This window comes from Synechococcus sp. R55.7, from assembly GCF_047461955.1.
In the GTDB taxonomy this organism is placed as follows: Bacteria; Cyanobacteriota; Cyanobacteriia; order Thermostichales; family Thermostichaceae; genus Thermostichus.
The window spans coordinates 1-8,801 of record NZ_JANSIC010000112.1; the positions used below are offsets into that span (position 1 = coordinate 1).

Annotated in this window: 9 protein-coding genes; 3 read left to right on the top strand and 6 right to left on the bottom strand. The window is 57.7% G+C overall.

Annotated features, from left to right (window positions below; all coding sequences use genetic code 11):
• Positions 1 to 177: 177 nt before the first annotated feature.
• The 3 genes from NW820_RS07455 to NW820_RS07465 all read right to left on the bottom strand — a co-directional run bounded on the left by NW820_RS07455 (position 178) and on the right by NW820_RS07465 (position 2,681).
• Positions 178 to 396 (bottom strand): hypothetical protein, encoded by a 219-nt coding sequence (locus NW820_RS07455; RefSeq protein ID WP_414407126.1) that lies wholly within the window; start codon positions 394 to 396, stop codon positions 178 to 180.
• Positions 397 to 594: 198 nt separating this feature from the next.
• On the bottom strand, positions 595 to 1,200 hold the full coding sequence (cbiT, locus tag NW820_RS07460; RefSeq protein ID WP_011432027.1) for a precorrin-6Y C5,15-methyltransferase subunit CbiT: 606 nt from the start codon (positions 1,198 to 1,200) through the stop codon (positions 595 to 597).
• A gap of 353 nt (positions 1,201 to 1,553) precedes the next feature.
• Positions 1,554 to 2,681 (bottom strand): hypothetical protein, encoded by a 1,128-nt coding sequence (locus tag NW820_RS07465; RefSeq protein WP_414407127.1) that lies wholly within the window; start codon positions 2,679 to 2,681, stop codon positions 1,554 to 1,556.
• Between the two features lie 210 nt (positions 2,682 to 2,891).
• Here NW820_RS07465 and NW820_RS07470 point away from each other — a divergent pair, with 210 nt between their 5' ends.
• Both NW820_RS07470 and murI read left to right on the top strand, forming a co-directional pair.
• Positions 2,892 to 4,703 (top strand): N-acetylmuramoyl-L-alanine amidase, encoded by a 1,812-nt coding sequence (locus NW820_RS07470; RefSeq protein ID WP_414350538.1) that lies wholly within the window; start codon positions 2,892 to 2,894, stop codon positions 4,701 to 4,703.
• Between the two features lie 176 nt (positions 4,704 to 4,879).
• Positions 4,880 to 5,758, top strand: coding sequence for a glutamate racemase (gene murI, locus NW820_RS07475; protein WP_414407128.1), 879 nt, complete (start codon positions 4,880 to 4,882; stop codon positions 5,756 to 5,758).
• A 36-nt stretch (positions 5,759 to 5,794) separates the two neighbouring features.
• Here murI and NW820_RS07480 read toward each other — a convergent pair whose 3' ends face one another.
• Positions 5,795 to 6,391 carry a hypothetical protein gene (locus NW820_RS07480; protein WP_414350535.1) on the bottom strand — a complete coding sequence of 199 codons (597 nt, stop codon included), beginning with the start codon at positions 6,389 to 6,391 and terminating at the stop codon, positions 5,795 to 5,797.
• Positions 6,392 to 6,781: 390 nt separating this feature from the next.
• Between NW820_RS07480 and fba the strand changes: the two genes are divergently transcribed.
• A complete protein-coding gene (fba, locus tag NW820_RS07485; protein ID WP_011432022.1) occupies positions 6,782 to 7,861 on the top strand; it encodes a class II fructose-bisphosphate aldolase in 1,080 nt (359 codons plus the stop codon).
• A gap of 153 nt (positions 7,862 to 8,014) precedes the next feature.
• On the opposite strand, the gene NW820_RS07490 is transcribed toward fba, so the two are convergent.
• Both NW820_RS07490 and NW820_RS07495 read right to left on the bottom strand, forming a co-directional pair.
• Positions 8,015 to 8,242, bottom strand: coding sequence for a hypothetical protein (locus NW820_RS07490; RefSeq protein WP_011432021.1), 228 nt, complete (start codon positions 8,240 to 8,242; stop codon positions 8,015 to 8,017).
• A 40-nt stretch (positions 8,243 to 8,282) separates the two neighbouring features.
• Positions 8,283 to 8,489 carry a hypothetical protein gene (locus NW820_RS07495; RefSeq protein ID WP_011432020.1) on the bottom strand — a complete coding sequence of 69 codons (207 nt, stop codon included), beginning with the start codon at positions 8,487 to 8,489 and terminating at the stop codon, positions 8,283 to 8,285.
• Positions 8,490 to 8,801 lie beyond the last annotated feature (312 nt).

Here is an 8,801-nt window from a genome sequence, read left to right on the forward strand (position 1 = left end):
CGACATAACGATCCTGCGAGAGGCGCTCGTTGCCTCCCCACCTTGCTGGTTTGCTCTGGCTGCAGACAGATGTGAAGACTGGGCTTGGGACCCAATTTTTGGGTAAAACTCCCTAGGTAAAAATTACTACAAACCACCACAAGAGCTGGGATCCCCCTCTGGAAAGCTTGGGAAACCCTAAATTCCTGGGGACTTGCTGGGTGGGCTTTCTTCGGTTACCGCTTGCCTACGGCGATCGCCAATGCCGCAGTCACCGCAGCATTCCGGTCGCTTGAAGTCGTCCCAATGGATGCAAGCCCGGCAGCCTTTCAGCATTTCCGGCCAGCGCTCCCGAATCAACAGTTGCCGCAGTTTGACTTCCCGTGACTCCTGAAAGGGGTGTTGGAATTGATCCATAGCTATTGGGTTTCCCAGCTCTCTTAATCTGGTATAAAAGCAGATTTGAGTTTGGGATCGAGAAACATCAGTATAGCTTAAGGTTTGTGGTGGCCCAATCTTTTTTGGCAGTTTAAGACATTCGAGACAGACCAATCTGCTTTTATTCACCACCTTGGGAAAAGATCTACCAAAAAATGTAAACAGTTTACACAAAACTTAGCCCATTTTTTCTCCGCTCAAAACAAAGGTGGGATCCAATGCCAGCAGCATTTGAGTCCGACCGCGGTGTTCCAGGCGGTTCACCGCCGATTGAATCACCTCCACATGATGAGCCCGCACAGCGGCCAGGCCGGCAGAAAGGCCGTAGAGCCCATCCAAAGAGTTGGTCGTCGCCACGACCCGCCCGTTGGGGCTGAGATGGCTCCAGCAGGCTTCCAAGATCTCGCGTAGGGGGTGGCCTCCCTCAATGCAGATGCGATCCGGTGCCGGAGAAAGGTGTTGCAGACAATCGGGGGCAGTACCTTGAATCACCTGCACGTTGGTGAGGCCAAATTTCTCGCAATTGCTCTCGATTAGGCTGACTACCTCGGCATCTCGCTCGATGGCAATCACGCGAGCTTTGGGGCATAGAACAGCCGCTTCAATGGCAATTGTGCCGGTTCCGGCGCCGATATCCCACAGGCAGTGGTTCTCTCCCAGGCGCAACTGGCTTAGCACCAACACGCGCACCTCACGAGGGCTCATCGGGATCCCTGGGATGCGTTCAAAGGCAGAGTCTGGGATCCCTGGGGTGCGGTAGGGCCAAGAGAAGGCGGCTGACATGGGTAAAGTACCGTTGCAGAGGAAGTTTGTCTATACATATCCCTCAGCATAGAGCGAATGCTCAACAGGCCATCTCCAACCTGATAGGGGTGCCGCTTCTCCCGCCCAATCATTGCCCAGATGGGCACCACAAACGCCCTCTGAGCTCAACGGAGTGGTTGGAGCAATTCCCAACCGGCAAAGCTGCAGTCCAAAACCAAAATGATCCTGCCCCCTTGAGGAATCGAGTTGGACACTAGGGAAGTTCTGGAGACAAGCGGGATCCCTTTTACCCAAGAGCTCATTTTGCGCCGGATGTAGCTGGTGCTGCCGGAAAAAGTTGTAGTTGGGGCAATGTTCAGTACAAGAGGATCTTAAGAACGTTTCCTTGAACTGGAGCCTATCAAACCATCCATCCAAAGAATAAGCTTTGCTCGCAGATACAGCCAAATCTCATCATTTGCCCGCAACAGGAATAGAACATATAGGCTCAATACGACGAAAACACACAGGTTCCCTAAAAAAGTGTAGGTTTGGATAATTTGATCGGTGCTCCAGCCAAAGTCGTAGTTTAGGCGGTTCATATCCCCCCTGGCATCTCCTTGGCCGCCCAACAAAGTTCCCCAGGGAACCTCGGCCAATCCCAGTCTGATGCTGTGCCATTCCCAAAAGCTTCTCCACAGGCTGCTGCTCGCGATCCCCAGCACGACAAATCGCCAAAAATCCCATCGCCAGCGATCTGGCAAGGGAAAATAAAAGCTGGCCATCAGAAAGGTGCTGAGATAAAATTCTCCTCCAACGCCGCTAAAGACAAACAACATCTCACAGGTGCGATTGGGCATCAGCCAGGTCATGTAAAACTGCAATAGAGCAAGAAAGATGGCCAGCACCTGCAGCCACCCAATCCGCTCCTTGCGGGCTGACCAGAAGAGTAGAATCAGTAAAAAGAGGATTCCAAAATACACAAAGGGATCCCTCTGCGAGCTAACGCTTGTCCAGCCGATGGGCAGAGGCAAAGCCCGATACCCGCTCCACCAGGCGACGGTGGCATGGCCAAATTCGTGGATCCAAATGTGAAGAGGCAAATGCAACAACTGCAACAAGCCTATGTTGTTCACCATCAGGGCCACCGCAAACGCAGCCGGGTAAGCCCAAGCGTTGACTGCCCAGTTATCGAAGGAAAACCGATCCCAACGCTGCCGGGATCCCAGCTTTAGGCTCTGCCGCCAGAGCAAGCGTGAGCCGCGGAAAGCGCAAATCTCCACTTGATCCAGCCGTGGAATCCGCAGTTGCTTCAGGATCAGAAACAGTTGGGCGGCGGCAACTTGGGGGGAGAGCTGAGGCCGATAAGGGGATCCGATGAGGTGAATGTGCAGGGTCTCGTCGGCAAAGTCTACCTGAGCACACCAGCGACGCCGCAGCAGCTCCATCCGCACAACCTGCACAATCGACTGGGCGTGTCCAGCTCGGGCCAGGGTTAGGAGATCCGGTGGTTTGGGCATCCCAAGATACCTCGCCGGAGAACAAGCAGGAAGAAGAAGGGGCGAGCCTCTACCCATCATCCCCCAGCCCTGCAGGCAAGAGCGGAATTGCGCTCCTTCCCAGGCTGCTCCGAGGGCAGGTTGGTATAGTTGAGGGCAGCAGGTGTGGGGAGTGGATGGAAGGTCATGCCCGAATTCGGCAAGCCGAGGTCAAGGCGGATATGGGGGGCGATGCTGCTGTTGAGCTTGGCGGGGGCAGGACTGTTTCCCCCGGAATCTGTCCAGGCTCAGGCGATTACAGCCCCAGGTTTATCGCGCATTGAGCGTTGGTACTACGACCCCCAGCAGGGGCGGCTGGAAGTTAACACCCAGGGCGAGGTGCGGCCTTTTCTGTTCGTGCTGCAGAATCCGCCTCGGGTTGTGCTGGATTTTCCCAACACCCGCTTTGGACAGGAGCCCCAAACCCAGACTTTTGCGGGCCGTGTCACCTCTCTGCAGATTAGCCAGCTTACGGATACCATTACCCGCTTTGTGCTCTATCTGCAGCCGGATCAGCCTCTCAGCCTCAACCAACTGCAACTGCTCACTGCCGGCCCCTCCCGCTGGGCTGTTCAATTCACCCAGGCCGGATCTCTCTCTTCTTCTCCCCCTTCATCTGCCGGCTTATTGGGAGGTTCCAGGGATCCCTTCCCGCCGTCCCCGCCTTTGCCGACACTGCCTCCCCGACGCCCGGCACCCACCCCATCTCCTCGCTCCGGCCATCAAATTTTAGAGGTATCCCCGCAAGCAGAAGGCTTTTTTATCCGTACCCAAGGCAGCCCCTCCACTACGGTGCGGCGCATCCTCGATCCGGATCGGGTAGTGGTGGATTTTCTCAACACCACCCTCAGCCCTGCCCTCACCCAGCGAGCTTATGTCATCAACCGTCTGGGGGTTTCGCGGCTGCGTATCGGGCAGTTTGAGCCCACCGTTGCTCGGGTAGTGCTGGATGTGGATTCCTCCGGTGGCGACTGGGAAGCCCGCTACGACCCACAGCGAGGTGGGATCTGGATCCAGCCTGCCGGCGGTGCTGCCCAGGCCAGCCTTTTGCCCGAGGTCAGCTCTGTCAACAGCAGTGGGCCGCTGGCCACGTTGCAATCGGTTCAGCTCCAGGGCAACCGGTTGATCATCAGCGCCGATGGATTCATGTTCTACCGGGCCGGCTGGGATCCCGAGAGTGGTGGCTACCGCATCAACGTGGCGCCCGCTCGCCTGCCCCAGTCTATGCCGGATCCCGGCTTGCCGGTTGGAGGGCCGGTGGAGCGGATCCGCTTTGTCCAGGAAGATGCCCGCACGGTCAGCATTCTGGTGCAGCCCGCCGAGGAGTTCAATGTCTTCGAGCCCAACCCCGGCCAGGGATCCCGCCGCATTACCTTGGAGCTGCGACCTCTGAATGCTCCTCCACCAATACCTCAGCCGCAGACGCCCGGCCCTGCCTCCCCTTCCACCCCCCAATCTCTGAACCGGACGGTCATTGCCATCGACCCCGGCCACGGGGGACGGGATCCCGGTGCCATCGGGGTGGATGGGATCCAGGAGAAGGACATCGTGCTCTCCGTTGCCCACCAGGTGCAACGACTGCTGCAGGAGCGGGGGTACGGGGTGGTGATGACCCGCACCGATGACCGGGAAGTGCTGCTGCAACCGCGGGTGGATATGGCCGTTCAGGCCAATGCTGCCCTGCTGGTGAGCATTCATGCCAACGCCCTGGATCGCTCCGGCATTCACGGCATCGAGACCTATTACCTGCGACCCGATAGCGCCGAGCTGGCCGCCATCTTGCACCGCAGCTTGGTCAGGGCCACCGGTGCTGCTGACCGGGGGGTGAGACGAGCCCGCTTTTTTGTGGTGCGGGAAACACCTGTGGGTATGCCCTCCGTGCTGCTGGAGTTGGGATACGTAACCAACCCAACCGAAGGGCGAAAATTGGCCACTGCCGAATATCAGGCTATTTTGGCGCGGGCCATTGCCGATGGCATTGAGACTTTCTTGCGCAGTCGCTAGCCGTTGGCTGAGCTTGTTCATGTCTATCGGATCTCTCAATTGATCCTTAACTGATCGAATTGACGATCCAGTTGGCCCAGTTGATCTCAGAGGGAAGGCAGGGAATCTGTCGCCGAGATTCTCGAAAGCAGGGTAGGATACAGCAGCTTAGGCCAAGGTGTTGAGGAGAACGGAGCATGCAGTGGGAGTGGAAATCAGAGCCAGATCCCAGTTGGCCAATTGGGGTGTTTGACAGCGGCTTGGGCGGGCTGACGGTTTGGCGAGCCTTACGCCGCCGGCTCCCCCAGGAACGGCTCATCTACTTCGGCGACACAGCGCGGTTGCCCTATGGGGAACGCTCGCCAGAGGAGATCCTGGCCTTTGTGCGGCAAATTCTGACATGGATGCAGGCACAGCCGGTGAAGCTGGTGGTGATGGCCTGCAATACCAGCTCGGCCTTGGCTCTGGACCACGTGCGGCAGGAGTTTGCCCTGCCCATTCTAGGGTTAATCCTACCCGGCGCCCAGGCAGCACTGGCCCAGGGATCCCGCATTGGGGTGCTCGCCACGGTGGCCACGGTCAAGAGTCGCGCTTACTCAAAAGCCATTCAAGAGTACAGCGCTCTGGATCCCAAACGTTTTCCGTACCCCGTTTACTGTTGGGAGCAGGCCTGCCCTGAGTTCGTCCCTCTCATTGAAGCCGGATGGCTGGATAGCCCTGCTCTGCGACAGGCGGCTGAACGCTACCTGCAACCGCTGTTGCAACAGGGGATCGATACTCTTGTCTATGGCTGTACTCACTACCCCCTGCTGGATCCAATCCTGAAGCCTTTGCTGCCGTCCTCGGTCAAACGGGTGGATCCAGGGATGGCGCTGGTGGGATCCCTGGCCCGCGAATTGAGTTTGTGGGACTTGCGTCGCCCCTTGACCGCTGCCCAGGAGGAACCCCACCGTTTCTGTGTGAGCGGGGATCCAGAGCGATTTGCCCAGTTGGCCACTCCTTGGTTGGGCTTTCGGCCCCAGGTAGAACGGGTGGAATTGCCGGCTTTGGATGTCAGCAACTCCCTCCGCCCCTGAGCGCCCTTCTCCTCGGGGATAAAGATTGGGGGCCCCTCAACGGGTCATCACCTGCAAGGGGAAACGTTCCGCCAACTCCCCTTCCACCTTGGGTAGCCATTCCTCTTGGAACACCCACACCTGCCCCTGCTGTACACGGCCATCGGGGTTTTGCGTCAGCTCCAGCCAGTACACAAATTGGTTTCCCCGCAGCACCACCCCTTGGATGGCAAGGGCCAAGGTATAGCCCGGACTGCTTGCCAGAGCTTCTGGGGATGGGTAGCGAATCACCTCCACCGCCTGATCCAGATCGGCGGCGATCTCCGGCCCATAGACATCGCGAATGGCTTGAAAGAGATCCTCTGCTGTCAGTCCTTGGGGGCGAAAGAACGTCATCCGTTCCGAGCGAATCGTCTCCCGATCCAGCGGGTTGATGATCCGTCCCGGCGGAGCCACCGAAGCCAAGAACGTAAAACGGGATCCATCCGGCTCCACTCGGTTGATGTTCAGGGTTTCGCCCGGACGGGGCCGCAGCACAGGATTGTCCCTCACCCAGGCCGCCACCTGATCCGGAGATTGCCCAGGGATCCCCCAAGCTGCCGACCGAAGGCCCGCCACTGCCCAGCAGGCCATTGCCAAACCGGTTCCTCGCACCCAGCGCAGCCTTTTGCCCCAGCAGGACAGAGCCCTTGTTGGCTTTACACCCAAGACCGGCCAGCGATTGCAACGCACGTTCCCATTCCTCCGGGCAAACAACACAAAAACACCACAGTAGAATTAGAGAGACTAAGAGATAAATTGAGCGGGCATGGGCAGATCCATCCTCGATGCAAGCGCCCAACAGTCTTGCCCCTCCCCACTGTATCTGAAGATGTCGGCGCGCCTGTTGCGTCTGAGCGCGAGCATTGCGGCCAATGGTTGCAAAGATCCCTCGGCAAGATACGCAGATCCCCGGCGGCTTATCCGCCAAAACGTAAAAAGTATCTTAAGATCAACGGTAAGCAAATCTCATACGCACTAGGTCAGCACCTCAGGAGGTAACCGATGGCTCTCGTTGCAATGCGGACGCTGCTGGATCATGCCGCCGAACATGGCTACGGCATTCCTGCCTTCAACGTCAACAACATGGAGCAGATCCAAGCAATCATGCAGGCAGCCCATGAAACCAACAGCCCCGTTATCCTGCAAGCCTCTCGAGGGGCACGCAAGTATGCGGGCGAGAACTTTCTGCGGCACCTGATCCTGGCGGCAGTGGAGACCTACCCCCACATCCCCGTCGCCATGCACCAAGACCACGGCAATAGCCCGGCTACCTGCTATTCCGCCATCCGCAACGGCTTCACCAGCGTCATGATGGATGGATCCCTCAAGGAAGATGCCAAGACCCCGGCCAGCTACGAGTACAACGTGGCCGTTACCTCCGAGGTGGTGAAAGTGGCTCATGCAATCGGGGTGAGTGTGGAAGGGGAACTGGGCTGCCTGGGATCCCTGGAAACGGGCCGTGGGGAAGCGGAAGATGGCCACGGCGCGGAAGAGGCGCTCAGCCATGACCAACTCCTCACCGACCCCGACCAAGCGGTGGACTTTGTGGAGCGAACTCAGGTGGATGCGCTGGCCGTAGCCATTGGTACCAGCCATGGCGCCTACAAGTTCTCCCGGAAGCCCACTGGTGACATCCTCGACATGGAGCGCATCGCCGAGATCCACCGCCGCCTGCCCAACACGCACCTGGTGATGCACGGTTCCTCCTCGGTGCCCAAGGAGCTGATCGACATCATCAACGAATACGGCGGCTCCATTCCCGAGACTTACGGTGTGCCGCTGGAAGAAATTCAGCGGGGCATCCAAAATGGAGTGCGCAAAGTAAACATCGACACCGACAACCGCCTGGCCATCACAGCTGCCGTGCGCCGCGCTCTGGCCGAGAATCCGAAAGAGTTTGACCCCCGCCACTTCCTCAAGCCTTCCATCAAGGAAATGCAAAAAGTCTGTGCTGAGCGCTACATTGCCTTCGGCTGTGCTGGCCATGGCACCAAAGTTCCGGTGGTTACCTTGGATGAGATGGCAGCCAAGTATGCTTCTGGAGCTTTGGCGGCTCAGGTGAAGAAGACCGTTGCGGTCTAGTCCCCACATCCTGCAAGAACTCTGGAATGCTTGCCGGGGCGCTTCCAGGGTTTTCCTTGGAGATCAGCTAGGTCACTGGACTCAGATTGGACAAATAAGGGGATCCAGCTGGGATCCCCTTTTGCTTTGGAGGAACTTGATGCGTTTTGGGGGTCAGGCAGCTTTTGCCGCAGAACGTTTTTCCGTCTCAATTTGATGGTTCAGCAACGCCAAGCTTAGGCAGTCCAACAGTTCCAGGTCAGCCTCAGAGTAGCGCCGCTGAAAGAGCAGCTCATTGATGCGGTTCTCTTGGCCCAAGCTGAGGAAGCTGCTGCGGAACACCTGCTCCACGATTTCTTGGATGCTGGAGGGCAGAGTAACAGAGTCAAGACTTGTATTCATGGCTGGTTCTGTTTGAGAGATGGTTTTTGAAGGGAGAAGACTATCTTTGCCAAGAGGTGAGGTAGCGCTGCTCGATGTCCTGCAGGGAAAGATGGGAAGCCCTGGGCCGCGGCTCATTCACGGAGGAGACATCGTTCTGCCACTTGAGGGATACTCCCAGCAGTGCTCCCAAAGAGAAGCTCTCGCTCAATAGGGCTGCTATGCGGTAAGTACGGTAGTCCAGGGTTAGATCTTCACTGACTTGCATCTGTGTTTCCTCCGTATTTCTAACGTTCATGCCCCTATCATAGCCTCGAGATCAGTGGAAGTACAGAGAAACATCGAGGATTTGCGTAGGCAATTTGTACGTTTCTTCTACGCGATTTGGCGGATATCGGTGGGATCCCAGGGGTCTTTGGGGCGGGTTCAGGGTTGAGTCAGGGATCCCAGCCCAGCAGAGCACAGATGTCCGCAGCCAGGGTGGCGGCGTTGAAGGGTTTGCCGATGAGGCCATTGGCTCCAAGCTGAGCCAGAGAGGAGGGTGAAACTGGGAAATTGACATCCTCCCCGGCCTGAAGGC

Excerpts from the sequence above, each read along its gene's own strand:
- NW820_RS07455 (WP_414407126.1), bottom strand. The coding sequence starts at position 396 with ATGGATCAATTCCAACACCCCTTTCAGGAGTCACGGGAAGTCAAACTG.
- cbiT (WP_011432027.1), bottom strand. The coding sequence starts at position 1,200 with ATGTCAGCCGCCTTCTCTTGGCCCTACCGCACCCCAGGGATCCCAGAC.
- NW820_RS07465 (WP_414407127.1), bottom strand. The coding sequence starts at position 2,681 with ATGCCCAAACCACCGGATCTCCTAACCCTGGCCCGAGCTGGACACGCC.
- NW820_RS07470 (WP_414350538.1), top strand. The coding sequence starts at position 2,892 with ATGCTGCTGTTGAGCTTGGCGGGGGCAGGACTGTTTCCCCCGGAATCT.
- murI (WP_414407128.1), top strand. The coding sequence starts at position 4,880 with ATGCAGTGGGAGTGGAAATCAGAGCCAGATCCCAGTTGGCCAATTGGG.
- fba (WP_011432022.1), top strand. The coding sequence starts at position 6,782 with ATGGCTCTCGTTGCAATGCGGACGCTGCTGGATCATGCCGCCGAACAT.
- NW820_RS07490 (WP_011432021.1), bottom strand. The coding sequence starts at position 8,242 with ATGAATACAAGTCTTGACTCTGTTACTCTGCCCTCCAGCATCCAAGAA.
- NW820_RS07495 (WP_011432020.1), bottom strand. The coding sequence starts at position 8,489 with ATGCAAGTCAGTGAAGATCTAACCCTGGACTACCGTACTTACCGCATA.